Source organism: Lysobacter sp. Hz25 (genome assembly GCF_046097045.1).
In the GTDB taxonomy this organism is placed as follows: domain Bacteria; phylum Pseudomonadota; class Gammaproteobacteria; order Xanthomonadales; family Xanthomonadaceae; genus Lysobacter; species Lysobacter antibioticus_B.
Genome location: NZ_CP175666.1, coordinates 5,916,561 through 5,941,933, shown reverse-complemented (window position 1 = coordinate 5,941,933; position 25,373 = coordinate 5,916,561). Strand labels below are relative to the sequence as shown.

20 protein-coding genes are annotated in these 25,373 nt (G+C 69.4%); 6 read left to right on the top strand and 14 right to left on the bottom strand.

The window, feature by feature from the left end:
- Position 1: 1 nt before the first annotated feature.
- From ACKN61_RS24775 to ACKN61_RS24755, 5 genes are all read right to left on the bottom strand, one after another.
- On the bottom strand, positions 2-487 hold the full coding sequence (locus tag ACKN61_RS24775) for a hypothetical protein (protein WP_408951710.1): 486 nt from the start codon (positions 485-487) through the stop codon (positions 2-4).
- A 52-nt stretch (positions 488-539) separates the two neighbouring features.
- Entirely contained in the window at positions 540-842 is a 303-nt protein-coding gene (locus tag ACKN61_RS24770) for a LysM peptidoglycan-binding domain-containing protein (RefSeq protein ID WP_408951709.1), read from the bottom strand.
- A 168-nt stretch (positions 843-1,010) separates the two neighbouring features.
- A complete protein-coding gene (queF, locus tag ACKN61_RS24765) occupies positions 1,011-1,823 on the bottom strand; it encodes an NADPH-dependent 7-cyano-7-deazaguanine reductase QueF (RefSeq protein ID WP_408951708.1) in 813 nt (270 codons plus the stop codon).
- 337 nt (positions 1,824-2,160) lie between these two features.
- Entirely contained in the window at positions 2,161-3,510 is a 1,350-nt protein-coding gene (locus ACKN61_RS24760; protein WP_408951707.1) for a M20 family metallopeptidase, read from the bottom strand.
- 299 nt (positions 3,511-3,809) lie between these two features.
- Complete coding sequence (locus ACKN61_RS24755) at positions 3,810-5,135, bottom strand: amidohydrolase (RefSeq protein WP_408951706.1); 1,326 nt, start codon at positions 5,133-5,135, stop codon at positions 3,810-3,812.
- 640 nt (positions 5,136-5,775) lie between these two features.
- On the opposite strand from ACKN61_RS24755, the gene ACKN61_RS24750 reads away from it, so the two are divergent.
- Complete coding sequence (locus ACKN61_RS24750; RefSeq protein ID WP_408951705.1) at positions 5,776-7,914, top strand: TonB-dependent siderophore receptor; 2,139 nt, start codon at positions 5,776-5,778, stop codon at positions 7,912-7,914.
- A 297-nt stretch (positions 7,915-8,211) separates the two neighbouring features.
- Here ACKN61_RS24750 and ACKN61_RS24745 read toward each other — a convergent pair whose 3' ends face one another.
- Positions 8,212-9,204: an aldo/keto reductase gene (locus ACKN61_RS24745; protein WP_408953903.1), complete on the bottom strand. Its 993-nt coding sequence runs from the start codon at positions 9,202-9,204 to the stop codon at positions 8,212-8,214.
- A gap of 289 nt (positions 9,205-9,493) precedes the next feature.
- Between ACKN61_RS24745 and ACKN61_RS24740 the strand changes: the two genes are divergently transcribed.
- Both ACKN61_RS24740 and ACKN61_RS24735 read left to right on the top strand, forming a co-directional pair.
- Positions 9,494-10,387 (top strand): LysR family transcriptional regulator, encoded by an 894-nt coding sequence (locus ACKN61_RS24740; RefSeq protein WP_408951704.1) that lies wholly within the window; start codon positions 9,494-9,496, stop codon positions 10,385-10,387.
- 112 nt (positions 10,388-10,499) lie between these two features.
- Positions 10,500-11,831, top strand: coding sequence for an APC family permease (locus ACKN61_RS24735; RefSeq protein WP_408951703.1), 1,332 nt, complete (start codon positions 10,500-10,502; stop codon positions 11,829-11,831).
- Between the two features lie 6 nt (positions 11,832-11,837).
- Here ACKN61_RS24735 and ACKN61_RS24730 read toward each other — a convergent pair whose 3' ends face one another.
- Complete coding sequence (locus tag ACKN61_RS24730; RefSeq protein ID WP_408951702.1) at positions 11,838-13,550, bottom strand: serine hydrolase domain-containing protein; 1,713 nt, start codon at positions 13,548-13,550, stop codon at positions 11,838-11,840.
- Positions 13,551-13,801: 251 nt separating this feature from the next.
- Between ACKN61_RS24730 and ACKN61_RS24725 the strand changes: the two genes are divergently transcribed.
- The 3 genes from ACKN61_RS24725 to ACKN61_RS24715 are packed head-to-tail and all read left to right on the top strand — an operon-like array spanning position 13,802 to position 18,171.
- Entirely contained in the window at positions 13,802-15,553 is a 1,752-nt protein-coding gene (locus tag ACKN61_RS24725; protein ID WP_408951701.1) for an MFS transporter, read from the top strand.
- 15 nt (positions 15,554-15,568) lie between these two features.
- Positions 15,569-16,783 (top strand): HlyD family secretion protein, encoded by a 1,215-nt coding sequence (locus ACKN61_RS24720; RefSeq protein ID WP_408951700.1) that lies wholly within the window; start codon positions 15,569-15,571, stop codon positions 16,781-16,783.
- The gene (locus ACKN61_RS24715) at positions 16,780-18,171 is read left to right on the top strand and encodes an efflux transporter outer membrane subunit (protein WP_408951699.1); all 1,392 of its coding nucleotides are present in this window, start codon (positions 16,780-16,782) and stop codon (positions 18,169-18,171) included. Before ACKN61_RS24720 ends, ACKN61_RS24715 begins: the two co-directional genes overlap by 4 nt.
- Positions 18,172-18,386: 215 nt before the next feature.
- Here ACKN61_RS24715 and ACKN61_RS24710 read toward each other — a convergent pair whose 3' ends face one another.
- The 7 genes from ACKN61_RS24710 to ACKN61_RS24680 form a co-directional block, all read right to left on the bottom strand.
- Complete coding sequence (locus tag ACKN61_RS24710) at positions 18,387-19,193, bottom strand: aminoglycoside phosphotransferase family protein (RefSeq protein WP_408951698.1); 807 nt, start codon at positions 19,191-19,193, stop codon at positions 18,387-18,389.
- A gap of 143 nt (positions 19,194-19,336) precedes the next feature.
- Positions 19,337-19,621, bottom strand: a complete 285-nt coding sequence (locus tag ACKN61_RS24705) for a hypothetical protein (RefSeq protein ID WP_408951697.1) — start codon at positions 19,619-19,621, stop codon at positions 19,337-19,339.
- 315 nt (positions 19,622-19,936) lie between these two features.
- On the bottom strand, positions 19,937-20,332 hold the full coding sequence (locus tag ACKN61_RS24700; RefSeq protein WP_057919768.1) for an HU family DNA-binding protein: 396 nt from the start codon (positions 20,330-20,332) through the stop codon (positions 19,937-19,939).
- A gap of 450 nt (positions 20,333-20,782) precedes the next feature.
- Positions 20,783-21,871 (bottom strand): cell division protein ZapE, encoded by a 1,089-nt coding sequence (gene zapE / locus ACKN61_RS24695; RefSeq protein ID WP_408951696.1) that lies wholly within the window; start codon positions 21,869-21,871, stop codon positions 20,783-20,785.
- A 106-nt stretch (positions 21,872-21,977) separates the two neighbouring features.
- Positions 21,978-22,658 carry an alpha/beta hydrolase gene (locus tag ACKN61_RS24690; protein WP_408951695.1) on the bottom strand — a complete coding sequence of 227 codons (681 nt, stop codon included), beginning with the start codon at positions 22,656-22,658 and terminating at the stop codon, positions 21,978-21,980.
- Between the two features lie 78 nt (positions 22,659-22,736).
- Positions 22,737-24,509, bottom strand: a complete 1,773-nt coding sequence (locus tag ACKN61_RS24685) for an ExeM/NucH family extracellular endonuclease (protein WP_408951694.1) — start codon at positions 24,507-24,509, stop codon at positions 22,737-22,739.
- Positions 24,510-24,830: 321 nt separating this feature from the next.
- Positions 24,831-25,346 (bottom strand): c-type cytochrome, encoded by a 516-nt coding sequence (locus tag ACKN61_RS24680; RefSeq protein WP_408951693.1) that lies wholly within the window; start codon positions 25,344-25,346, stop codon positions 24,831-24,833.
- Positions 25,347-25,373 lie beyond the last annotated feature (27 nt).

Here is a 25,373-nt window from a genome sequence, read left to right as displayed (position 1 = left end):
GTTACTTCACTTCGAGTTCGGTGGTGTTGGCCACGGCGCCGTTGGCGCTGATCTCGACCTTGTACTTGCCGGCCGGCCACGGCGAAGCCTTGGCGAACTGGAAGTTGGTGGTTTCGGCACCGGTGGTGTTGAGGGTCTGCTTCTCTTCGCCGGCGGTCTGGCCGTCCTGATAGACGAGCTTGGCGGCCACTTCGGCGTTGGTCGCGGTGCCGTCGGTGGCGACCGAGGCGACGATCTTGTCGGTCGGCTTGAAGCTGGTGGTCGGCGCGGCGATCTTCTTGTCCGGACCGGCGGCGGTGCCCAGGGTCACCGACACCACGCTAAGCGCGGCCGGAGCCGGAGCGGGTTCGACCGGAGCCGGAGCCGGGGTTTCGGTCGGGGTCGGAGCGACGACGACGGGTTCTTCCTTCTTCTTGCAGCCGGCCAGGGCCAGCGCGGCCACGAGGGCGGCGGCAACGGCGTAATGCGTACGATTGCGGATCAACATGGTGGATCTCCTGGAAAGACGATGGCGATGATGGTGAAACGCAGTCGACGGATCAGTCGTTGATGGTCGGAATCTTGAGGATCTGGCCGGGCTGGATCTTGTCGGGATCGTCGAGCTGATCGCGATTGGCCTCGAAGATCGCGTTCCACTTGCTCGCCTTGCCGTAGAACTGTTTGGCGATATGCGAGAGCGTGTCGCCCTTTTCGACCGTATAGGTCTGTTCGCCGACTTTTTCCGCAGTCGTATCGACCGTCACCGTAACGTCGGAGAAGTCGGCCTTCTCGACTTTTTCCGCGGTGGTATCGACGTTGGTGGTCACATCGGAAAAATCGGCTTTCTTGTCCGGGGTAGTCATGGGTTGAGGGCTCCTGCCGAAGTGGCGAGCGCAACATGACATGCGGCTTGTTAAAAATGTATAGCGCCGGCGTGAACTCACATTACAAAACTGAATAATCCGATTACCCGGATTCAGCACGGCGGACCGCCCGGCCCAGGGGCCGGGCGTGAGATTCCTGCAGGGACGTTACTGGCGTTCGTCGCGGCCGACGCTCGGACGCGCCAGGCCCGGGCTGCCGCGCCAGGGGTTGATGTCCAAGCCGCCGCGGCGGGTGTAGCGCGCCTCGACCGACAGCCACTGCGGCTGGCAGCGGCGGCTGAGGTCGGAATGGATGCGTTCGACGCATTGCTCGTGGAACTCGGCGTGGTCGCGGAACGAGACCAGATAGCGCAACAGCGCGGCGCGATCGAGCTTGGGGCCGCGATAGGCGATGACCACCCGCGCCCAGTCCGGCTGGCCGGTGACCGGGCAATTCGACTTGAGCAGCGCGCTGCCGAGGGTTTCCTCGACGATCTCGCCGGCATCGGCGGCCAGATGCTCCGCGTTCGGCGGGCCGTAGTCGTCGATCGCGACATCGAGCTCATCGATCGACTCGACGCCGTCGGCGGTGTCGATCGGCGGCAGGCCGAATGCGACCTCGACCGGCGCGCCGGCGGCGGCCGACAGGTCGCGGGCGATGGTCGCCAGGACCACGCCACCGTCGTCGAAGCGGGTGGCATTGAAGGAGTTGAGGTAGAGCTTGAGCGACTTGGACTCGATCAGCTGCGGCGAAGTCGCCGGCACCGACAGAGTCGCGGTGGCGACGCGTGGTTTACCGCGTAGGTCGAGCCAGCTCAGCTCGTAAGCATGCCAGCGGTCGATGCCGACGAAGGGCAGGGCGTCGTCGGCCAGGCCGATATGGGCGCGGCCGAGCGAACGGGCGATCGGAAACAGCAGCGAGGCGTCGTACTCGCGCGGGTAATCGACGTGGCGGCCGAGGGGGAGGTCATGGGAAGTCATGGCGGCATTTTAGCCGCTGGCGGTGGGGAGGCCGTGGAGAGGCTGGAACGCAGTCGCCAACCTCAAGCCATCTTGGCACTGCCTTAGCCGTTCCCCCCTTTGAAAAAGGGGGGAGGGGGATTTGCTTTTGCTTACCCGCGCAAGGCGCCGAACAGCAAATCCCCCGCGCCGACAGACGGCACGGACCTCGAACTCACGCCGGGCGCTTGCCCCCTTCGTCGAAGGGGCAGGAGTTACGCAGGGAGTGGTTGGTGTTGCGCATCTCGCCGGTGTTGCGCCTTCTGACTTGCCTCGGCTGTTCCCCCTTTGGAAATGGGGGCCGGGGGTGCTTCCCGCCTTAGCCCGCCGCCTGCGCCCCATGCAGATAGTCCAGCGTCACCTGCAGCATCGCGCGCAGGCCGACGTCGAGCGAACTCTCGTCGAGCTTGAACTTCGGCGAATGGTTGCTCGGCGCGGTCGCCGCATCGACGCCCGGCGCGGTCGCGCCGACGAAGAAGAACATCGCCGGCACTTCCTTGGCGTAGTACGAGAAGTCCTCGGCGCCCATCACCAGCGGCATCTCGACCACGTTGGCGTCGCCGGCCACGGCCTTGAGGCTCGGCAGCATGCGCGCGGTCAGGGCCGGGTCGTTGTAGGTCACCGGGTTGCCGTCCTGGTCCGGCACCGTGGCCTCGGCATGGGCGCCGTGTGCGGCGCTGACATGTTCGGCGACGTTCTTGAGGTCCTTGAAGATCGCCTGGCGCATGCCCTCGTCGAAGGTGCGGATGGTGCCGATCATTTCGACGTCGTCGGGAATGATGTTGTAGCGGATGCCGCCCTTGATCGCGCCGAAGCTCACCACCGCCGGCAGCTTGGCGATGTTGGTGCGGCGGCTGACGATGGTCTGGGCGCTGCCGATCACGTCGGCGGCGGCGACGATCGGGTCGACCCCGGCCCAGGGCGCCGAGCCGTGGGTCTGGCGGCCCTTGATCTTGATGGTGAACCGATCGGACGCCGCCATCAGCGGGCCCTGGCGCACGCCGAGCTGGCCGGCCGACAGGGTCGAGAACACATGAAGGCCGAACATGGCCTCGGGCTTGAAGTCCTTGAACAGCCCGTCCTTGAGCATCAGCGAGGCGCCGCCTTCCTCGTCGGCGGGCGCGCCCTCTTCGGCCGGTTGGAACACCAGCATCACCTGGCCGGGCAGGTCTTTCTTCATGGCGACCAGGGCGTCGGCGATGCCGAGCAGGATGCCGGTGTGGGCGTCGTGGCCGCAGGCGTGCATCACCCCGACGGTTTCGCCGCGGAAGTTCGCCGTGGCCTTGGACGCGAACGGCAGGTCGACCTGCTCGGTGACCGGCAGCGCGTCCATGTCGGCGCGCAGGGCGATCTTCGGCCCGGGCTTGCCGCCTTCGATGATCGCGACCACGCCGTGGCGGGCGATGCCGGTGCGCGGCTTGAGGCCGAGCTTGCGCAAATGCTCGGCGACCTTGGCCGCGGTGCGCTCCTCGCGGTTGGACAGCTCCGGATGCTGGTGGAAGTCGCGGCGCCAGGCGATCACATCGGCCTTGACCTGGGCGGCGGCGGCTTTCACCTCGGGGCGTTCGGCCGATGCCGCGGCGGTTTGCGCCGTGGCGGCGAGCGGGAGGGCGGCGAAGGCGGAGCAGCTCAGGACGCAACTCAAGGCGACGGACAGCGGACGCTTCATCGACGGACTCCGGCAGGAAAGTCCCGATCCTAGCCGATGCCCGTCGGCGGGGCTGCGCGACCTTGGTCGGTTCGGTTCGCGCCGCCCCGTGTTCATCGAATCGCGGGGCGCCCCCTGTAGGAGCGACGCAAGTCGCGACCGCGAGCCGCGCCCACGTCGTCATCGCGATGCCGCTGCCGTTTGAATCGCGGTGCCACTGCCCTGTAGGAGCGACGTAAGTCGCGACCCCAGAGCTACGCCGCGAACATGCAGAACGCGGTCGCGGCTGACTCCGCTCCTACCCTTTGGGGCTGGGCGCCCTAACCGCCGTGCAGATAATCCAGCGCCACCTGCAGCATCGCCTTAGTGCCGACCTCGAGCGCGCCCTCGTCGAGCAGGAACTGCGGCGAATGATTGATCGGCGCCTTGGCCGGGTCGATGCCCGCCGCGGTCGAGCCGACGAAGAAATAGAACCCCGGCACGGTGTTGGCGAACTGCGAGAAATCCTCGGCCACGGTCACCATCGCCGATTCCTTGACCCGTGCCTCGCCGGCCGCGCGCTGCAGCGACGGCAGCACGCGCCGGGTCAGGGCCGGGTCGTTGATCGTCGCCGGCGCGTTGTTGACCACCTGCAACTCGGCGCTGGCGCCGGCGGCGTGGGCGTAGTCCTCGGCGGTGCGGCGCAGCCGCGCGATCACGTCCTCGCGCACCGCCGCATCGAAGGTGCGCAGGGTGCCGACCAGCTTGGCTTCGTCGGGAATGATGTTGAAGCGCACGCCGGCGTTGAACTGGCCGGCGGTCAGCACCACCGGGGTCGCGGCGATGTTGACCTGGCGTGCGATCAGGCTCTGGCTGGCGAGCAGGATCTGCGCGCCGACGGTGATCGGGTCCACGCCGTCCCACGGGCGCGAGCCGTGGGTCTGCTTGCCGCGCACGGTCAGGCTCCATTCGTCGGCGCTGGCGAGCATCGGTCCGCTGCGGTAGCCGACCTCGCCGACGCTCAGGCCGGCCCAGACGTGCAACCCGAACACCGCCTCGGGCTTGAAGTCCTTGAACACGCCTTCGCTGAGCATCATCGCCGCACCGAACGGCGCGCCCGGCACCGGCGGGCCTTCTTCGGCCGGCTGGAACACGAACATCACCTCGCCGGGCAGTTGCTCTTTCTGCGCCGCCAAGGCGGTGGCCACGCCGAGCAGGATCGCGACGTGCGCATCGTGGCCGCAGGCGTGCATCACCCCGACCGGCTGGCCGCGGTAGTCGGCCTTGACCTGCGAGGCGAACGGCAGACCGGCCGGTTCGGTCACCGGCAGCGCGTCCATGTCGGCGCGGATCGCGATGCGCGGCCCCGGCTTGCCGCCCTTGAGCACGGCGACCACGCCGGTGTGAGCGATGCCGGTGCGCGGCTGCAGACCGAGCTTGCGCAACTGGTCGGCGATGAGCTTGGCCGTGCGCACTTCGTGCTGGCCGAGCTCGGGGTGCTGGTGAATGTCGCGGCGCCAGGCCACGACCTGCTCGCGCACCTGTTGCGCGGCCGCAGCGACCTGCGCAGGTTCCGCGGCCGTGGCAGCGACGGCGGATTCTGCAGCCAGGCAGGACCAGGCCGCAGTGAGCGCGACCGACAGTGCGCGCAGGGAAACGAGTCGCATCGGAGCTCTCGACGACGAAGGGGAGAAGCGCAGCCTGCCTGCGACGGAAGGGCTCGCCAAGCCCCGTTCGTTGTCGTCGATGGATAGCTGCGTTGCGCCGGCCGTTTGCGCGCCACGCTTACCGATCTGGAACCTGCTCGAAATCCGCCACGAACTGTCCAGGCTGTTTCCCCCGCCGAGGCCGTCTCCCTCTTCGAGGCTGTTCCCCCCTTTGGAAAAGGGGGGCAGGGGGGATTTGCTTTGGCGTATCCGCGCACGCCGCGCCGAGAAGCAAATCCCCGCGCTGGAGTCGCGCCTGGCCACGCGCCGCGCCGGGCGCTCGCCCCCTTTGCAAAGGGGGCGATGGATCTCGGGTTGTCTTCGCTGTGCCGCGCTCGCTGTTAGGGGGGCTTGCTGTTCGCCAGTGGAGGCCGTCCCGCGCGTGCGTTCGGTGCCCCGACGCCGCGCCGCATTGCGTCCCCGCGCGGCCACGTTAAAATGAGAATGATTATTGTTTGTGAATGCGGCGGCCCGGAGTTGTGGCCCCGCCATCGACCGCATTGCGCCTGTTCGCGCCGGTCCGGCGACGACGCGCAAGGAAGCGGCGCGCTTCCAGCACGACCTCGATTCCGTCTTTACCCTCTTCCTACAGGCTCCGCCCATGCCGTCTTCGTCCGCATCGAACCCGCCCGCGCTGTCGCGCGCGATCCGCCTGGCTCTGTTCGGCCTGCCCTTGCTGTTCGGCGCGTTCGCTGCGCAGGCGGCCCAGCCCGGCGACGCCAGGGACGCGACCACGCTCGACGAGGTGCAGGTGCGCGCGCCGATCGCCAAGCGCAGCCAGACCGTGACCAAGACCGACACCTCGCTGATCGAGGTGCCGCAGTCGATCTCGGTGGTGACCGCGCAGCAGATGCGCGACCGCGGCATCCAGGGGGTCGAGGAAGCGGTCTGGTACACCGCCGGCGCGCAGGGCGGCGGCTACGGCCAGGACACGCGCAGCGACTGGCTGTTGGTGCGCGGCTTCAGCCCGGCGCGCTACATGGACGGGCTGGCCTTGACCGACGGTGTCTGGACCGGCGGCACCCGCATCGAGCCCTACGGCCTGGAACGCCTGGAAGTGTTGAAGGGGCCGTCGTCGGTGTCGTACGGGGCGATGCCGCCGGGCGGCCTGATCAATATGGTGAGTAAGCGCCCGGTCGCCGAGCCGCTGCGCGAAGTCGAAGTCACCGTCGGCAACTACGATCTGCGCCAGGCGGCGTTCGATTTCGGCGGCCCGCTCGGCGACAGCGGCCGATGGACCTACCGGCTTACCGGCCTGGCGCGCAACAGCGACAACCACGTCGACTACGTCCACGACGATCGTTACTTGTTCGCCCCGGCTTTGACCTGGAAGCCCAGCGAAGCGACCTCGCTGACCTGGCTCGCGCGCTACCAGAAGGCCGACACCGCCCAGGGCGGCGGTTTCCTGCCGGCCGCGGGCACCTTGCTTGCGAACCCGAACGGCAAGATCCCGAGCCATCGCTACACCGGCGAGCCGGGCTGGAACGATTACCTCAAGACCATGACCTCGGTCGGCTACGAATTCAGCCACCGCTTCGGCGACGCGCTCGAGTTCCGCCAGAACCTGCGCTACGGCAAGGTCGAGGTCGACCACGACGCCGGTGTCGGCGCGTTCGGCCTGCAGGCCGATCAGCGCACGCTGACGCGCTACTACTTCCCGCTCGAAGAGGAGTCGACCTCGTTCGCGGTCGACAACAACCTGCAGTGGAACCTCGACGCCGGCGCCTGGCGCCACACCGTCCTGGCCGGCGTCGACTACCGCCGCCTCAACAGCGACTACGCCTCGGCGTTCGCCTTCGGCGCGCCGTCGCTGGATATCTTCGCTCCGGTCTACGGCGCCGCCATCGTCAAGCCGGCCTATACCTCGCGCCAGGACAAGACCCAGCAGCAGCTCGGGCTGTATCTGCAGGACCAGATCAAGATCGACCGCTGGGTGATCACCGCGGCCGGGCGCCAGGACCGCGTGCGCACCCGCACCGAACAACTGCTGGCGACGCCGGTCGCGCGCGAACGCCAGAGCGACAGCCGTTTCTCAGGGCGCCTAGGCGTGAACTACCTGTTCGATTCGGGCTGGGCGCCGTATCTGGCCTGGTCGCAATCGTTCGAGCCGACCGTGGGCGTCGACTTCGCCGGGCAATCGTTCAAGCCGACCACCGGCGAACAGATCGAGGCCGGGTTGAAGTTCCAGCCGGCCAACGGCCGCGCGCTGGCGACCCTGGCGGTCTACGAGATCAAGCAGGAAAACACCCTGACGGTCGACCCGAACCACACCTTGTACTCGGTGCAGCAGGGGCAGACGCGGGTGCGCGGCGCCGAACTCGAAGGCCGCTGGAACCTGCGCAACGGCCTGAGCCTGTACGGCGCCTACACCTATACCTACAGCGAGGTGACGCGGACCAATGACGCCGCCGCGCTCGGCAAGCAGGTCGCCCTGCAACCGCGCAACGTCGCTTCGCTGGGCGCCGACTACACGATTCCCTATGGCCCGTTGTCGGGTCTGGGCGTCGGCGCCGGCGTGCGTTACACCGGCGAGCACTACGGCGATATCTACAACCAGTGGAAGACGCCGTCGTACACCGTGTTCGACGCCTCGCTGCGCTACGACCTGCAGAACTGGCGCTTCCAGCTCAACGCCAGCAACCTCACCGACAAGGAGTACATCAGCGTCTGCAACAGCGCGGCCTGGTGTTACTACGGCTACCCGCGCACGGTGACGGCGACGGTGCGTTACCAGTGGTGAGTGCCTCCTGCGATCAGCTGCGCAACCTCTGAGATTTCGCTGCCTCCGGCAACGGCGTCGCTCCGGCACCGACACCGATGCTGGTGCAGTTCCCCCCTTTGAAAAAGGGGGGCAGGGGGGGATTTGCTTTAGCCCGCTTTGCGCCGCATGTGCAGAGCGGAAGCAAATCCCCCGCGCTCAAAATGCGCCTGACCTCGTATCCGCGTTGGGCGCTGTTGGGCGCTCGCCCCCTTTGCAAAAGGGGGCAACAGATGAAACGCTCGCTGTCGAACGCTTTTTGAACGCCGACCCCGGACCTCAGCGCCCGATCAAGGCTATGCCGACCGCGGTGTAGCGGTCGCCGGCGATCGCGTCCGGGCGGAACACCGTGTCGAGTGCGGCGAGTTCGTCGGGCGACAACACCACCTGCAAGGCGCCGAGGTTGTCTTCCAGGTACTTGCGGCGCTTGGTGCCGGGGATCGGCACGATGTGCTCGCCCTGCGCCAGCACCCAGGCCAGGGCCAGTTGTGCCGGCGTGCAGCCCTGGTTCGTGGCCAATCGCTTCACCTGTTCGGCCAGTTCCAGGTTGCGGACGAAGTTGTCGCCCTGGAAGCGCGGGGTCGACAGGCGGAAATCGTCGCTCTGCAGCTCGCTCGGGCTGGCGATGTTGCCGGTCAGGAAGCCGCGGCCCAGCGGGCTGTACGGGACGAAGCCGATGCCGAGACGCTCGCAGGTCGCGAGCACGTCGTCGTGCTCGGGGTCGCGCGTCCACAACGAATATTCGCTCTGCACCGCGGTGATCGGGTGCACGGCATGCGCGCGCTGCAAGGTCTGCGCCGAGGGTTCGGACAGGCCGAGATAACGCACCTTGCCCTGCTGCACCAGTTCGGCCATCGCGCCGACGGTGTCCTCGATCGGCACCTCGGCGTCGATGCGATGCTGGTAGTACAGGTCGATATGGTCGGTGCCGAGGCGCTGCAGGCTGCCTTCGATCGAGCTGCGCACGTATTCCGGACGGCCGTTGATGCCGCGCAGGTCGGGGCGGTCGGGATCGAACACGATACCGAACTTGGTCGCCAGGAACACCTGCTCGCGCCGGCCGCGCAAGGCTTTGCCGAGCAGGCGCTCGTTGCTGTGCGGGCCGTACATATCGGCGGTGTCGAGCAGGGTCACGCCGAGTTCGAGGGCGCGGTCGAGGGTGGCGAGCGATTCGCCCTCGTCGGCATCGCCATAGGCGAAGCTCATGCCCATGCAGCCCAGGCCGAGTGCGGAAACGGTCGGACCGTTGCGGCCGAGGCGGCGGGTCGGAATGGCGGTAGCGTTCATGCGGAGTCCTCTGCGAACGGGGGAGGGGAAAGGCGGAAGCGAATCGGCCGGCGGCGTCGGGCCTTGCGGCACGGCGCGGCGAGGGCGCGACGGACAGGCCGAGCCCAATCAGACCGGTCCGATGGGCCCGACCCCGTGTCTGCGATACGGCGTCGTCGTCCCGGGCCGGGTCGGCTGGGGCATGAGACAGACGATAGGCCTGGCGGATTGCTGAAGAAACAGGAATTATCCGAATGACTCTTGAAGCATTGCTTCATAATCAACGGTGCCCTGTATGGCTTCCCACCCGCTCCCGGCCGTCATCGCCTTCGCCCGCGTGGCCCACCACGAAAGCTTCACTCGCGCCGCGGCCGAGCTGGAGCTGTCGCCGTCGGCGCTGTCGCAGACGGTGCGCACCCTGGAGGCCAAGCTCGGTGTGCGCCTGCTCAACCGCACCACCCGCCGAGTCGGCCTGACCGAGCATGGCGCGCGTTTCCTCGAACAGATCGGCCCAGGGCTGGCCCAGATCGAGGCCGCCTTCGACGACCTCAACGCGGTCCGCGACCGCCCGACCGGCCGCCTGCGCATCAACACCGGCCGGGTCGCCGCGCGCCTGCTGATCGAACCGAACCTGCCGGCGTTCCTCGCCCGTTATCCGCAGATGCAGGTCGAGGTGTTCGCCGACGACACCCTGGCCGACCTGGTCGCGGGCGGGTTCGACGCCGGCATCCGCCTCGGCGAATGCCTGGCCAAGGACATGATCGCGCTGCCGCTCGGAGGCCCGCAGCGACAGATCGTGGTCGGGTCGCCGGCCTATTTCGAGCAGCGGCCGCGCCCGCGCGCACCCGAGGAACTGGTCGACCACGAATGCCTGCGCCATCGCCTGCCCGGCAGCGGCCGGCTGATGGCCTGGGAGTTCACCCGCGACGGGCGCGAGTACGAGGTCGACGTCGCCGGGCGGCTGATCTACAACGACAGCAGCCTGGCCTTGAACATGGTCCGCGCCGGTTGCGGCCTGATGCAGGCCTTCGAGCCGATGGTGACCGAGGACCTGCGCAGCGGCGGCCTGGTGCAAGTGCTCGACGCCTACACGCCGGCATTCCCGGGGTTCCATATTTATTACCCGGCGCGCAAGCAGTTGCCGACCAAGTTGCGCGTGTTCGTGGACTTCATGCGCGAGCAGTGCTGAGCGGCGATTCGTTCGAGCTTGCGGTCAAGGGCAGGGGTCGCGTTCCGGTCGCATCGCGCTCGCCTTTCGCCGCGGCCCGTGCGAGGCTGCGGCGACCCGCCCGGGACTCGCCATGACCGCAGCCATCGCGCCCTCCGCTCCATCGAAAGCATTGCAGGGCGACGCCGCGCTGGTGCGCGCGCTGGGTCCATTCCAGCTCGGCGCCTCGATCATCAACATCATCGTCGGCGCCGGCATCTTCATGCTGCCGGCGCTGCTGTCCGGGCGTATGGGCCTCAGCGCGCCGCTGGTGTTCGTCGCTGGCGCCATCGCGATCGTGCCGATCGCGCTGTGCTTCTCGGCCATCGGCAGCCGCGCCGCTGCGACCGGCGGGCCGTATACCTATGTCGGCGCCGCGTTCGGCCCGTTCGCCGGTTTTCTCGCCGGCGCTTTGATGTGGATCTGCAACACCGCCTCCAGCGCCGGCGTCGCCGCAGCCTTGGCCGAGCAGGCCGGCAATGCCTGGGCGGTGCTGCGCGAGCCGCTGCCGCGCGGCGCCTTCATCGCTGCGGTCTACGCGATCCTGTTCGCGCTCAATGCCTTCGGCGTGCGTCTGGGCGCGCGCATGATCGTGCTGCTGGCGACCTTGAAGCTCACGCCCTTGTTCCTGCTGGCGACGCTCGGGCTGTATTTCGTCGACTGGCAGCAGGTCGGCTGGAGCGAGGTGCCGTCGTGGAGCGCGCTCGGTTCCTCGATGGTGCTGGTGGTGTTCGCCTACTCCGGCATGGAAACCGCGCTGGTGCCCACCGGCGAAGTGCGCGACCCGTCGCGGCACGTGCCGCGCGCGACCTTGTCGGCGATCGTGGTGGTGGTGTTGCTTTACGTCGGCATCCAGGTGGTCTGCCAGGGCGTGTTGGGCGCGCGGCTCGCTGCGAGCACCGCGCCGATCGCCGATGCCGCCGGCGCGATCTGGTCGCCCGGGCACGGCGTGTTGCTGCTCACTGCCGGCGTGTCGATGACCGGCTTCCTGATGGGCAATCTGTTCGCTTCATCGCGGTTGCTGTTCGCGCTCGGCCGCGACGGCTACCTGCCGCAGGCCTTCGGCCGCGTCGATGCCCGGCACCACGTGCCGCGCGTGGCCCTCGCCGCGCATGCCGGCATCGCCCTGGCGCTGGCGTGGATGGGCAATTTCGAAACCCTGGCGCTGATCTCCGGCGGCGCCATCTGCCTGCTGTTCGCGGCAGTGTCGATCGCCGCCTGGCGCGCCCAGGCGCTCGACCTGCGCGGCCCCGGCGAACCCTTCGCGATGCCGGGCGGCGCCTGGGCCATGCCGGCGCTCGCGGTGCTGACGATGGCGGCGATCCTGGCGACGATGACGCACGCGCAATGGACTGCGATCGCCGCTTCGCTGGCGGGGCTGGTCGCGTTGTACGGTGTGCTGCGAGTGCTGCGTCGACGCGGCTGAGCGCCGCTACAAACGCGAACATGCGAGATCGCGTACCCGACCGGCATCGAGCGCGACGCCGTCGATGCGGCCGTCGGCGCCGCGATGGAAGCGGTAGCTCAACAGCCCCTGGACGAAGCGGTCGCGCTCCAGCGGTTCCAAGGCGACGGCGGGGAAGCGCGGGTCGAGTTGTCGCAGCGCGCCGTCGACGAGTTCGAACTCGTAGTCGCGTCCGAGCTCGTTGCAGCGATAGCGGCCGGCGTAGGCCTGCAATTCGTCGGCCGGCGGCGCGGCGACGTCGACGGCGAGGTAGTCCCTGCCGCGGTCGCCGGTGGTCACCGTCATCCTGCGTGGCCGGTCGCGCGTGCGCTCATGGAAGCGCAGCGTGGCGATCGAGGGCGCGCTCAGTTCGAACTCGGCGCTGCCCAAGGGCCGCAGGACGAATTCGTCGTCGAAGTGGCGCAGGGCGAGCCGGCCGTCGGCATGGACGATCTTGCGCAGGTCGCCGCTTTCGGCATGGCGATAGACGCCGGTCCACTGTTGCAGTTGAGCGGGCGTCAGGTGCGCCGACTTGCGCTGCACCGTGGCGCTGTCCTGCGCGAGCGAAGGCGGCAGGCCCAACCACAGCTCGGCGATGCGTTCGGCCCAACGCTGCGGCTGCGCTTCGGCGAAATTGCACAAGGTGGCGACGCTCAGATGTTGTTGCGGGAAACGCAACAGCTCGGCGCGATACCCGCCCCAGGCGCCGCCATGCCGCACCGTGGCCAGGCCGCGGTACTCGCCCATCTTGAGGCCGAGGCCGTAGTCGATGGCCTTGCCGTCGTCGAGCACGCCGGGCTGCTGCATCTGCGCGAGCATCGCCGCGCTGCCGACCTTGGGCTCGTAGAAATTGCGGTCCCAGCGCAGCAGGTCGGCGGTGGTGGTGTGCACCGAGCCGTCGCCGACCTGGTCCCAGTGCGGCTGATCGAGCCGGTAGCTCGTTGCCGTGTCGTGGGGCGGCGCGCCCACGGAAGCTTCGGCACGCGCATAGGCCATGGCGCGACCGGGCACGAGCTCGGCGTGGTCGCGGCGGAAGCGGGTGTCGCGCATGCCGAGCGGGGCGAAGATGCGTTCGCGCGCGAATGCGGGCAGGGATTGCCCGGACACGCGTTCGACGATCCGGCCGGCAAGGAAATAGCCGGAGTTGCTGTACAGATGTTCGCTGCCGGGCGGGAAGTTGAGCGCACGCTGGCGGGTCAACGCGTCCAACGCCTGGGCGTCGGTGGCTTGGTCGTCGAAGGCCGCGCCGCCGAGGATCAGCAGGGCGATGTAATCGCGCAGGCCGCTGGTGTGCTGCAGCAGCTGACGGATCGTGATCCGGCGGCCGTAGTCGGGCATCTCCGGCAGATGCTGGCGGATGTCGTCGTCGAGCGAAAGTTTGCCGTCCTGGGCCAGTAACAACACGCTGGCGGCGGTGAACTGCTTGGAGGTCGAGCCGATGTCGAACACGCTGTGCGGGCCGATCGGCACCCCGAGCTCGAGGCTGGCCATGCCGTAGCCGCGCTGGAACACGATCGCGTCGTCGCGATACACCGCCACCCCGCAGCCCGGCGTGTCGCGGCGGTTCCATTGCGCGAAGATCGCGTCGGTGGCGGCTTCGAGCGCGCCGCGGTCGGCGGTGTCGGGCGGCGCCGCGTGCGCGGTCGCGAGCGCCAGCAGGGGCAGCGCGAGGGTCGAGGCCAACCATCCGGCAACGCTCATGCGGCGGGTTCCTGGTCGTGTCCCGCGCGAGGCGGCGAGTCCTGTCGAGCGCAGCGCCGGGCGCAGCGGCCCGACTTGCCGGCATGGTCCTCGCGTTGGCGTCCACAGGCTTAGACGCGACGCACACAACGCAGCGGCCACCATGCCGGCATCCGCAGGCCACGCGCTTGATCCTTGACCGCCGGCTGTTGCCTACTAACGGCCTGCATCGCCTTCGTCCGGAACACAGCGGGAGCCGCGCGCCTCGATCCATGGCCAGCACCGCCGCCACCGCCGCGACGCCTTCCGCCTCCGCGCCACCGGCCGGGCCGCCCGCAGCGCCGACGCCGATGTCGCGCTGGCGCATCGCCGGCTTCGTCTCGATCTCGCTGCTGCTCGGCCTGACCCAGAGCCTGGGCATGAACCTGGTGGCCTCGAACCTGCAGCAAGTGCAGGGTGCGCTCGGCGCGACCAGCGCCGAAGCGACCTGGCTGCTGACCGCTTACTTCGCCACCAACATCCCGGCCAGCCTGCTGCTGACCAAGTTCCGCCTGCACTACGGCCTGCGCCTGTTCGCCGACCTGGGCATCGGCCTGTTCGTGGTCGCCGCGGTCGTGCACTTGCTCGCCAACGACCTCGACTCGGCGATCGCCGCCCGCGCCGCGCTGGGCATCGCCGCGGCGCCGCTGAGTTCGCTGACCGTGCTGTACATGGCCGAGGTCTTCAACGGGCCCAAGAAGGTCCTGGGCCTGATGTTCGGTTTCGCCGCACTGCAGACCGGCGCGCCGATCTCGCGGATCGTCGCCGAGCGCTTGCTGCTCAACGCGCAATGGCACGGCATCGTGATCTTCGAACTCGGCCTGGCCCTGGCTTGCCTGGCCGCGATCAACCTGCTGCGGGTCACGCCGGTGCCGCGCCAGCCGATGTTCGACCGCCTCGACATCGCCAGCTTCCCGCTCTACGCCTCGGCCATCGCCCTGCTGTGCGTGGTGCTGACCCAGGGCCGGCTGCGCTGGTGGTTCGACACGCCCTGGCTCGGCGAGTGCCTGGTCGCGGCGGTGCTGTGCGGTGCCTTGTTCGTGGTGATCGAGATGAACCGCTCCAGGCCCATGGTCAACATCCGCTGGCTGTTGCACGGCGGCTACATGGTCAGGCTGGGCCTGGCGATCGTGCTCTCGCGCATGGTGCTGTCGGAGCAATCGGTCGGCGCGGTCGGCCTGCTCAACGTGCTGGGTCTGAACAACGAGCAGATGCATACGCTGTTCTGGCTGGTGTTGGCCGGCACCGTGGCCGGCTTCGTCGTCACCCTGCCGTTCCTGCCGAAGCAGCGTTTCGACATGCTCGGCCTGATCGCGGTCGGCCTGGTCGGCATCTGCGCCTGGTTCGATTCGTACGCGACCAACCTGACCCGGCCGGCGAATTTCTACATCACCCAGACCCTGATCGCGATGGCCGCCTCGATGTTCCTGGCCAGCTCGATCCTGCTCGCCCTGGTGCGGGTGGTCGCCGACGGCGTGCGCAACCTGGTCACCTTCATCGTCTTGTTCAGCACCACCAACGCACTCGGCGGCCTGCTCGGTTCGGCGGTGTTGGGTACCTATCTGAGCCAGCGCCAGACCGCGCATTACCAGCATCTGACCCAGTCGTTGACCCTCGGCGACCCGCAGGTGGTGCTGCGCACTCAACAACTCGGCGGCGCGGTCGCGCGGGTGGTCGGCGACAACGCCGCGCGCGGCAACCAGGCGCTGAGCTCGTTGAGCCAGCAGGTCGCGCGCGAGTCCTGGGTGCTGGCCTACAACGACGTGTTCCTGGCCGTGGCCTGGCTCGCGCTCGGCGTGCTGGCCTGGGTGCTGCTGCTGAAGTGGCATCTGTGGCGGCGCGGCCACACGGTGGTGAGCTTCGCTTCGCAGGTGCCGGGCCCGTTCGGCCCGCCGGCCGCGGCGGCCCCGGTGCAGAACGAACATCGCGACACGCCGGGCGAAGCCGCCGCGCTTCCCGCTTCCTCCCCCGTTCCCGCTACCTGATCCGAAGGACGCCCCATGCCGCTGAAGACGCCCTTCAAATCCAAGGCCACCGTGCCGGTGGTCGCGATCGCCATCGTCGGCGTGCTGCTGATCCTGTACGCCTGGCGGCTGTGGCCGTTTTCGAGCGCGCGCCAGACCACCGAGAACGCCTACGTGCGCGGCAGCGTCACCGTGATCGCGCCCAAGGTCGACGGTTATGTCGCCCAAGTGCGGGTGCAGGACTACATGCAGGTGCACGCCGGGCAGGTGCTGGTCGAACTCGACGACCGCAACTACCGCCAACGCCTCGACCAGGCGCGCGCCAATCTCGCCGCGCAGCAGGCCAACCTGTCCAACTCGACCCAGGCCCGGCGCGTGCGCGAGGCCGCGGTCGCCAACGTCGAGGCCCAGCTCAAGGCCGCGCACGCGAACCTCGCCCGCGCCCAAGCCGACATGCGCCGCGCCAGTGCTCTGGTCGGCGACGGCTCGCTGTCGCTGCGCGAACGCGACCAGACCCTGGCGGCGCTGCGCCAGGCCGAGGCCGCACTCGGCCAGGCCCAGGCCGGGCGCCGTTCCGCCGACGAGGACGTACGCTCGGTGATCGTCAACCGCGATGCGCTGACCGCCGCGGTCGCCAACGCCCAGGCCGCGGTGCAGTTGGCCGAGATCGACCTGGCCAACACCCGCATCCACGCGCCGCAGGCCGGCCAGCTCGGCGAGATCGGCGTGCGCCTGGGCCAGTACGTCACCCCCGGCACGCAGTTGATGCAACTGGTGCCGCAGCGGGTTTGGGTGGTCGCCAACTTCAAGGAATCGCAGACCGCGCGCATCCGCGCCGGGCAGGCCGCGAGTTTCCGCGTCGACGCGCTCGACGGCGCGGTGCTGCGCGGCCGGGTCGAGCGTCTGTCGCCGGCGACCGGTTCGGAATTCAGCGTGATCAAGACCGACAACGCCACCGGCAACTTCACCAAGGTCGCGCAGCGGCTGCCGGTGCGGATCGCGATCGACCCGGAGCAACCGATGGCGGCGCGCCTGCGCCCGGGCATGTCGGTCGAGGCGACGGTGGATACGGCGAGCGAGATCGACGAAGACGCCGTGCGTCGCGCCGAACAGGCCGCCGCGGCCAATGCGGCGCGCGATGCCGCGGTGCCGGCGGTCGCGAACCCTGCGCACGGCGCAAGCGACCTACGCCCCGATCAGCGTCCGTCCGCCGCGACCGAATCGCAAGGCGACCAGGGTACGACCCGATGAGGTCGACCCGCATCGTCTGGCGCGTCGCCGCGATCGCTTTGGCGACGTGCACGCTCGCGGCCTGCGTGAGCGTCGCGCCGCCGCCGAGCTTCGCCGAGACGCCGCCGGCCTGGCGCGATGCGCCGGGCGCCGGTGTCGCCGTGCAACGCGATTGGTGGCGCGGCTACAACGACCCGGTGCTCAGCCAACTGGTCGAGCGCGCGCTCGCCGACAACACCGACTTGCGCCTGGCCGCGGCCCGCGTCGCCGAGGCGCGCGCCCTGCTCGATGCGCAAGGCGCGGTGCGATGGCCGACCCTGGATTTCTCGGTGAGCGCGCAACGCGCGCGCAGCGTCGGCGCCGCGACCGGTCGCGCCAACCTTTCCAGCGTGACCCAACCGCAGTTCCAGGCCGCCTACGAGGTCGATCTGTGGGGCCGCCTGGAGGCGCTGACCGACGCCGCCCGCGCCAATCTGCTCGCCAGCGAAACCGCCGCCGACAGCGTACGGCTCAGCGTGGCCGCGGCGGTGGCCTCGGCCTATCTGGGCTTGCGTGCGAGCGATGCGCGGCTCGAAGTCGCGCAGCGCACGCTGGCTTCGCGCGCCGGCGCGCGTAACGTCGCCCAGCGCCGTTTCGACACCGGCTACAGCTCGCGCCTGGAGCTGAGCCAGGCCGAGGCCGAGTACCGCGCCACCGCCCAGGTCGTGCCGCAGTTGCGGCTCGCGATCCGACGCCAAGAGGACGCCTTGTCGGTGCTGCTCGGCCGCGCACCCGAGGCGGTGCCGCGCGGGCGCGCGCTGACCGAGATCGCCGCGCCGGCGCTGCCGTCGGCCGGCGTGCCCTCGCAGTTGCTGCGTCGCCGTCCCGACATCGCCCAGGGCGAGGCGCAGATCGCCGCGGCCGACGCCAACCTGGCGGCGGCGCGTGCGCAACTGCTGCCGTCGTTGCGCCTGACCGGCACGCTCGGCAGCCTCGAGTCGAGCCTGCTGCATGGCGACCCGATCCGCGTGTGGAGCGTCGGCGGCAGCGTGCTGGCGCCGTTGTTCAACGGCGGCCGCCTGCGCGCGCAAGTCCAGGCCGGCGCCGCGCGCCGCGACCAGGCCGTGCTCGCCTATCGCAAGACCGTGCTGACCGCGTTCGCCGAAGTCGAGGACGCCTTGGCCGCGATCCGTTACCTGCACGAACAGCGCGACCAGGCCGAGCAACAGCGGGCCGCGTTGAGCGAAGCGCTGCGCATCGCCCACAACCGCTACAACGAAGGTTATGCCTCCTACCTGGAGGAGCTCGACGCGCAGCGCAACCTGTTCAACGCCGAGTTGACGGTGTTGCAGCTGCAGGGCGATGCGCTGACCGCCGAGGTCAATCTGTACAAGGCCCTGGGCGGCGGTTGGGAAGGAGTGGAGCGGTGAGGGTCTATCGCTCTCCAGTGCCAGCAAGCCCGCTTGTCTCCCTCTCCCGCTACGCGGGAGAGGGCCGGGGTGAGGGCGCCCAAGTAGAGACATCGGCCTCGTTCATGAAGCTTTGCCGTCGCTAGCCCATCCGGCTGCATTGAAGAGGCAACTGCGTATGCCCTCACCCCAACCCTCTCCCGCGCCGCGGGAGAGGGAGCTGATCGCGGCATCCCTCAACCCCGCAACCACTCCGCATGGGCCAGCTCGATCGCAGCGAACTCCTTGTCCGGCGATTCTTCGTCCATCAGATACCAGGCCGCCGACAGGCCGGTGAAGGCGACGATCCACTGCAGTAAGCGGCGGCGCTCCAGGCGCGCAGCTTCAACGACCAGATCGACACGGCGCAGCAGCCGGCCCGGCGCCAAGGCGGTCTCTTCATCGGGGTCGGTGAACAGGCAGGCGAAATCGAAACCGCGCTCGCCGATCAGGCGCTTGGGGTCGATCGCGACCCAGCCGCGTGCGCCGGCGTCGAGCACGTTCTCGTGGTGCAGGTCGCCATGCAACGGCACGATCTCGCGCGGTTCGGCCAGCAGTTCGCAGGCAGTGCTCCAGGCCAGTGCGAGCGCGCCGCCATGGCTGTTCGCGTACGGTTCCAGTTCGGCGAACCAGGGTTGCAGGCCGAGCAGATGCGGCGGTGGCGCCGCTGCGCGCGGGGCATGCAGGCGTGCGGCGGTCGCGCACAGGATGCGCGTGGCGTCGTCGTCGCGGCCGTTACGGGCCATGTGCGCGAGCGAGCGTGGGCCGCTGGCGCGTTCGATCAGCAGGGCGTCGTCGTCCCAGGCGAGCACGCGGGCGGCGCCGTCGCCGTCCCACCAACGCATCATCGCCGCGCCGTAGCGCTCTTCGGGTTCGCGCGGAATCTTCAGCATCGCCGGCGTGTCGCGGTAGCGGACCGGCAACAGGTCGCTGCTGTGGGTGTGGATCGGGGCGCCGTCGGGGATCAAGCTCCACTGGGCGAGATGCTGGTCGAAAGGCGTCATGCGGCACGAAGGCGTCGTAGGCGTTCGTGTCGATATCGGGATTGCCGCGGTCGATGCAAGCGACGCCATCGCCGCGCGCGACCGGCGGCGGCGAAACAGCAGGAAAGGTAAAGTCGTCGCACGCGGCGACGGCGAGCGACGGGCTACTTCGCCTCGTCGGCGGTCTCGACGTCCTGGGCCGCGGCTTCTTCGCGCTCCTTCAGCACCAGCGCCGCTTCGGCGTCGGCGGCGACGCGATGACGCAGCGATTTGCAGCGTTCGATGCCGGCATCGGTCAGGTGCACTTCGTCGCCTTCGCCGGCTTCGGCCAGACCGGATTCGATCAGGCGTTCGCGCAAGGCCCCGGAATGATTTTCCGGCGGATGCCCTTGGTCGATGCGTTGAAGCACATTCAGCAAAGCCAGCTCTTCCAGGCTGATCGGGTCCACGGCGACGCTCCACTACGATTGCGCGCACTATGCCACGGACGACCGCGGCGCAAATGACCGCGTCCTGCCGCGTGCGCGCTGCAAGCTGACGCATTCAGCCCGCGCTGCGAGGCCGCGGCCGTATCGGTATGCGATCGCGGGATCCGTCCGCTCCGGGCGGGCGCCCGCGGTCCGGTCGAGCCAGGTCCGAGGCGGGCGCAAAAAGCCGGCGCAGAAAGCCGACGAAAAAAAACGGGCCCAAAAAAGAACGCCGCCCAAGGGCGGCGTCCGGCAGTACGCGATGCGGCGGCCCAGGGCGCGCCGCATCCCGCGGCATCAGGCCGCAGCGTCCTTCAGCTTCTTCAGCGGACGGACCTTGACCTTCACCGTGGCCGGCTTGGCGGCGAACCACTGCTCTTCCTTGGTGAACGGGTTGATGCCCTTGCGCTTCGGCTTGGCCGGCACGCTGACGGCGGTGATCTTCAGCAGGCCCGGCAGGGTGAAAGCGCCCGCGCCCTTCTTGTTGACCGACGCGTGGACCGCGCCTTCGAGCGCGCCGAGCACGGCGCGGATGTCCTTGGCGACGACACCGGTGACTTCAGCCAGGTGTGCGACCAGGCCCGACTTGCTCAGCACTTCCTTGATCGGCTTCGGAGCAGCCGTCTTGGCGGCGGACTTCGCAGCGGCCTTCGGAGCGGCCTTCTTCTTTGCAGCGGTTTTTTTCGTAGCCATAGTTTTTTCCGGTAGCACTCGTTGAATGGATGGGTTGCCTGGATAACCCCTCGGCATGGCGGAATGTAGGGCAAGCCCGACGCGCCGCCAAGAGTTTTCGACGCAAATAGTGGCTGTTTTTCAGACGCGCGCCCCGGATGGCCCGTGCCGATGCGACAAAATCCCTTGCGAATGAGGGGTTTTGCGCGTCCCTCGATGTTTCGCGCCGCTCGTCGCTTCAAGCGAAAAGCCCTGGAAAACACGGCTTGAACGGGTTCCTGCGGCATCGCAGCGACGGTTTGCGCGACGCGCGGCGCGAATCTGTGACGCAATCCGGCGCCGTCGTCGCGATGTCGCAATGCGGTTCAGTCGCCGTGCGGTTGCCGGCGCTCCGCGCGCGCGACTTGCGCGGTCGTTGCGACGCCGGCAATGTGCCAGTGCCGGCGCCGCGTTGTGGATAACACCGGCAGCTCAGCCCCGGTGTTCGAGCGCCAGGTATTCGGCCGACTGCATTTCGATCAGGCGCGAGGCAGTGCGCTCGAAGGCGCCGCCGAGGCGGTGGCCGCGGTACAGCCCGGTCGGCGCGTCGGCCGCGGTGCAGACCAGGTTGACGTGGCGGTCGTAGAACTCGTCGATCAGGTTGATGAAACGCCGTGCCGGGTCGTCGTTGCGGCCGTCGAACACGGGGATGCCGCCGACCAGCACGGTGTGGCACTCGGTCGCGATCTCGATGTAGTCGCCGGCCGCGCGCGGGCCTTCGCACAGCGCGGCGAAGTCGAACCAGGCATGGCCGTCGGCCAGCGCGCGCACCGGAATGTCGCGGCCGTCGATGCGCAGCGGCCCGGTTTCGGCAATGCAGGCCGCGGTCAGCTCCTTCCAGCGTCCGCCCAGCCAGGCGTCGGATTCGGCGTCGAGCGGGGCGCGAAACACCGGCGAGCGGGTCAGCGCACGCAGGCGGTAGTCCTGCTGGCTGTCGAGCAGCAGCACCTCGCAGTGGCGCTGGATCAGCTCGATGGCGGGCTTGAAGCGCTCGCGCTGCAGGCCATCGGCATACAGGTTAGGCGGCGCGGTGTTGGAGGTCGTCACCAGGGTCACGCCCTCGGCGAACAGGCGGTCGAGCAGGCGACCGAGCAGCATCGCGTCGCCGATGTCGATGACGAAGAACTCGTCCAGCACCAGCACCCGCAGCTCCGAACGCCACTGCCGGGCGATCTTCGCCAAGGGGTCGCTCTCGCCGGCGTGGGCGCGCAGCTGGGCGTGGACCTCGCGCATGAAGCGGTGGAAATGGGTGCGGCGCTTCTCGCGGATCGGCAGCTGTTCGTAGAACAGGTCGATCAGGAAGGTCTTGCCGCGACCGACGCCGCCCCACAGGTACAGCCCGCGCACGCCGTCGCGCGGCTTGCCGCGCAGGCGATCGAACAGGCCCTGCGAGGGCGGGTCGAGCACGTCGGCATGGATGCGGTCGAGCTCGCGCAAGGCCGGGCGCTGCGCCGGATCTTCGCTCCAGTCGCCGCGCGCGACGCCCTCGGCATAGGCCTGGGAAGGGGTCTTGCCGCTCATCGCGAACGCTGCGTCCGACGGTCGCGGCGCGGTGCCACCGGCAACGGCGACGCGCAGCCGGGCCGCCGCCCGAGGTTCAGGGCCAGTGGCAGCATAGACATACCTCTCAGGACAGGTCCGGGGCGATTTCCGGCGGCAGGTGGGCGCGCACGCCGTGCTTGATCGCACCGCGCAGATCGATCAGGCGGCGGTGGAAGAAGTGACCGGTGTCGGGCATGCGCACCAGTTCGGGCGGTTGGCGCAGGCTTTCGATCCAGGCGTAAACGGCGTTGGGATCGACGATCTCGTCGGCCTCGCCCTGGATCACCAGCCAGGGATAACCGCTCGGCGGTGCGATGCGGTCGAAGTCCCAGCGGCCGGCCGGCGGCGCGATCGAGATCAGCAGCTTGGGCTGCAATTCGTCGGCCATGCGCAGCGAGACATAGGCGCCGAAGCTGAAACCGGCCAGCCATAGCTGGGCGTCCGGGCGCGTCGCACGCACCCAGGCGGCGACCGCGCGCAGGTCCTCGCATTCGCCTTCGCCCTCGTCGAACTCGCCTTCGGAGCCGCCGACGCCGCGGAAATTGAACCGCACCGTGGCCGCGCCGGATTCGCGCAGGGCGCGCGCGGCCATGGTCACGACCTTGTTGTGCATGGTGCCGCCTTCGGTCGGCAGCGGATGGCAGACGATCGCCACGATCGGCCGCGGCGCGGTCTCGGCGGCCTCGACGACCATCTCGATCGCGCCTGCCGGACCCGGCAGGGTCATCGTCGTGGAGGCGTCGCTGGGAAAGGCGGGAATGCTCATGCGCTCATGATACGGGGCGCTGTGAGCGGGGTGTTACGCCTGTGTGTGTGGCGACGTGTGGCGGTGTCGGCGCAGGCCTCAGCGCGACATCAGCTCGAAACCGAGCAGCACCGGATCGTGATCGGAACTGCGCCACGGTCCGGCGCCGCCGGCGCGATAACCGGCGCTCTCGGGTTCGTCGGCGTTGCTGTGCCACTCGGCCGCGCCGCGCAGGCGCGCGGCGAGGGCCGGCGACAATAGCGCGTGGTCGAGGCGGCCGAGTTCGCCCTGGTAGACATAGCTGTACGGCGCCTCGACCCGGGCCACCGCGAACGCGTCCTGCCAGCCGGCCGCGTACAACTCGCGCAGCGGCTGTTCCTGCGCATGCGCATTGAGGTCGCCGACGATCATGCTCAGCGCGCTGCCGCTCGCGGTCGGGTCGGTCTTGAGCCAGGCGTCGAGGCGTCGCGCCGATTCGCTGCGCGAAGCGTTCCAGCACGAAGCGCCGTCGCCCTGGTCGCGGTCGGCGCCGGCGGCGTTCTTGCCGCAGCCCTTGGACTTGAAGTGGTTGGCGACGACCACGAAGGTCGGGCCCGGCGTGCGGTCGCGGCCGATCGCGGCGAAGGCCTGGGCCATCGGCACGCGCGCGAGCGGGCCGAACGGTCCTTGTTCCAGTGTTGCGGCGACGCCGCGCGCGGCCACCCGCGCGCCGCGGTAGATCAGGCCGACCCGGATCGCGTCGCTGCCCGGCCCGCGCTGCTGCGCGGCGCAGGGTTGCTTGCATGGCGCGGCATAGCGCCAGTCCTGGGCGCCGCCGTTCGCGGCATCGGCGCGGTCGAGCGCGGCGACGAGTTCGGCCAGGGTCGACTCGGGGCCGTAGCCGTCGTTCTCCAGCTCCATCAACGCGGCGACGTCGGGATCGAGGGCGTGGATGGTGGCGACGAGCTTGGCCAACTGCGCCTGGTATTCGGCCGGGGTGCGTGCGCCGCGCGGGGTCGGAAAGCCTTCGCCACGGCCGTCGCCGTTGAACAGGTTTTCCAGGTTGAAGGCGGCGACGCGCAGGTCGCCGGCGACCTTGGGCGGCTGCGGACGCGGCGCGGCCTGTACGGTCGGCGGCGCAGTCAAGCGCAGGCCGTGGCTGCCGTCGATCGGCACCGCCACGCCTTCGACCGCATCGAGGCGGCTGCCGCTGCGCGCGGCGAACGCGGCCGCGGTCAGGGTGGCGGCGTCGCCGCCGAGCACGAGGCGGCGGCGTTGGTTGTCGGCGGCGATGGCGCGTGCGACGTCGCTCCCGGGTACGGCGCGTTCGCCGGGTTGCCACATCGGGCCGTCGAAGGAGACGGTGACGGTGCCGCGCTCGTCGTCGCGTTCGGCCAGGGTCAGCGGCGCGGCGATGCGTACGTGCATGCCTTCGAGGCGGCGCCAGTCGGGTGCCTCGGCGATCGCTACCGCGGCCGGCAGGCGCATGGCCTTGCGGCGTGCGAGCGTGTCGATATGTTGGGCATCGATCGCAGTAAGCCGGCCCTGTTTGCCGAGCGATGCTTCGTAAACGCGCCCGCTGACCCGCAGCGCTTGTCCGGGCGTCAGTGCGGCGGTCTGGGCGCCGGTGATCCAGATCGCGTCCGAGGTGGCGGCGTCGCCGTCGCCGCCATCCTGCAGCAACCAGCCCGGGGCGCCGTCGGCTGCGGGCAGGGCCGTGGTGACGATGCCTTCGACGGTCGCCTCGCGATCGAGCCAGGGGCTGCTCGCGGCCGAGCCCTGGACCTCGCCGATGGCCAGCGCACCGGCGCCGCGTTGCGGATGCGGCGCGCTCGCGCAGGCCGCCAGCAGCAGGCAGGGCGCGAAGGCGAGGGCGGGGCGGAATCTCGTCATGGCGGGCTCGGCGGCGGCGGGAGCGGCCATTATCGGCAGCGCACCGGTGTCGCGTCGTGTGCCATCGGGCCGCAGCCTTTGCCGTGACCGCTGCCGAAGCCGGCGCGCCGGGCGCGCAAACGAAAACGCCGCCTGGAGGCGGCGGCACGGCCCTCAAATACAAGCGCCGCCCGGAGGCGGCGACTCGGCCCTCAAATGCAGACGCCGCCCGAAGGCGGCGACTCGGCCCTCAAATGCAGACGCCGCCCGGAGGCGGCGACTCGGCCTGCAAAAGCAAACGCCGCCCGAAGGCGGCGTCTGGCAAACCTGCGCGAGCGCGGCTTACTTGATGTTTTCGAGCATCCAGTCGACGGTCGAGGCGACCTGCTCGTTGGTCAGGGCCGGGTTGCCGCCCTTCGGCGGCATGATGCCGGCGCTGCCGGTATAGCCTTCGATCGCGTGCTTGTGCAGGGTGTCCTTGCCCTGGGCGATGCGCGCCGACCAGTGCGCCGCGTCCATCGTCGGGGCGCCGCCGGCGCCGGACTTGTGGCAGCCCGCGCACAGGCTGTCGAAGATGACCTTGCCGTCCAGGGTGCCGCCGTAGGCGACCTGCGAAGCGGCCTTGGCGGCCGCCGCGGCGACCGCGGCCTGCTGCGAGGCGGCGCCGGTCGCGCCGGCGTAGACCGCGCCGACCGGACCGATGCGGTTCTCGGTGCGCTTGGCCGCCCTGGGGTCGACTTCCTGCGGCAACTGGTGGTGGACGAAGTAGGCCGCGATCATCAGGCCGAGGGTCACCAGCATCAGAAAGCCGATCACCATCGAGAATTTCTTCAGGAATTCGAGGTCGTAATTGCGCACGATCCACCTATTGCGTGCCCCCGTTCG